Annotated in this window: 2 protein-coding genes; both read left to right on the top strand. The window is 67.2% G+C overall.

Annotated features, from left to right (window positions below):
• The first annotated feature begins 134 nt into the window (after nt 1-134).
• Nucleotides 135-623, top strand: a complete 489-nt coding sequence (locus tag ACIQTP_RS46990; RefSeq protein WP_189908800.1) for a hypothetical protein — start codon at nt 135-137, stop codon at nt 621-623.
• A gap of 98 nt (nt 624-721) precedes the next feature.
• Nucleotides 722-1,530, top strand: a protein-coding gene (locus ACIQTP_RS46985; RefSeq protein ID WP_403412400.1) for an IS5 family transposase whose coding sequence is annotated in 2 segments (ribosomal slippage) — nt 722-1,061 and nt 1,061-1,530 — 810 coding nt in all. Because the reading frame shifts where the segments join, the coding sequence is not laid out codon by codon here.
• Nucleotides 1,531-1,540: the final 10 nt, after the last annotated feature.

Raw genomic sequence — 1,540 nt, 5'->3', positions numbered from 1 at the left:
TTACTGATCGTTTCAGAATGACTCCCGCCGAGAGCAGCAATCCTGTTGGCACTTGTACAGCTGAGTTGGCACCTTGGCCCATGGCCTTGTGCATACGGCTTGGTCCGGACCGGTCGGAACGTAGGAGTGGGTGAATGGGCGTGGATGCGGAGCGGGAGTGCTGGGAGCTGCGGTCGGGAGCCGGTGTGGGTCCGTTGCGGTTCGGGATGTCTCCAGCCGAGGTCGCCCAGGCGCTTTTGGTCCCTGGACCGCAGGAACGGGTTGGCGGTCGGTATGCGCAGGAGGACTTCCCGGATGGGGTGAAAGCTTTCTACGACGCGGGCAAGCTCGCCTGTGTTGCACTGGATGCGGTCACCGGTCCGCAGGTCTTCCTGTCTGGCTTCCCACTGGCGGGAAGCGATCCGGAGCAGGGCCAGCAGTTCCTGCTGGACCACGCCGCTGAGCATGGGAACTGTCTGCTCTACACGCCTGATGACTCGCTTTCCCTGACTGATCTCGGGGTTCTTCTGCGCTCGCAGCAGGTCGGGGCAGCGCGCCTGACCCGTCCGCTCTTCGTGAAGGAGGAGTGGTTGGAGTCGCAGTACTTCCGAGACCACCTTCCGCTGGAGGGCGCCTCAGGCTGAGCGCTCGACCTGGCGAACTGACGCCAGACCCTCCGTGCAAGTCGCGAGGAGATGCCGCGGGTCTTGTACTCGACGATCTCGGTCGGCAAGGTGTCCGGGTGCGTGCTGATCTTGTTCCGGACGACCTGTGGGATCGGGTGGCCCCGTTGCTGCCACCCCCTCCCGAACGACGCCACCGGCATCCCGGGCGGTTGCGTGTTCCTGACCGAACAGCACTCGCCGGCGTCCTGTTCGTGCTGCGGACCGGTGTCGCCTGGCGGGACGTCCCGGCGGAGACTGTGGGCTGTTCCGGCGTGACGGCCTGGCGCCGGCTGCGGGACTGGACCGAGGCAGGGGTCTGGCCACGCCTGCACGCCGCCCTGCTGACCGAGCTTCGCCGCGCCGACCTGCTGGACCTGGACGACTGCTCCGCGGACGGATCTCATGTCCGCGCCCTCAAAGGGGGGACCACGTCGGCCCCTCACCCGTCGACCGCGCCCGCCCCGGCTCAAAACACCACCTGATCGTCGACCGCCACGGAACCCCACTCGCCGTGAAGCTCACTGGCGGCAACCGACACGACGTCACCCAGCTCCTGCCCCTGCTCGACGCCGTCCCGCCGATCCGGGGACTGCGGGGACGCCCGCGCCGCAAACCCCGACGCCTGTACGCGGACCGGGGCTACGACTTCGACAAGTACCGCCGCCTGCTGTGGAAACGTGGCATCAAGCCCCTGATCGCCCGACGGGGTGTCGCTCATGGCTCCGGACTGGGCAAGGTGCGCTGGGTCGTCGAGCGTGCCTTCGCCTGGCTGCACCAGTTCAAACGGCTCCGCACCCGCTACGAACGGCGCGCCGATCTCCACCAGGGCCTGCTCGAACTGGCCTGCAGCCTCATATGCCTCCGCCGCCTTCGGACCTCATTCTGAAACGAGCAGT

The sequence above is a fragment of the Streptomyces sp. NPDC090798 genome (assembly GCF_044768965.1).
Lineage (GTDB): Bacteria > Actinomycetota > Actinomycetes > Streptomycetales > Streptomycetaceae > Streptomyces.
This window is presented reverse-complemented; position numbering and strand designations above follow the sequence as displayed.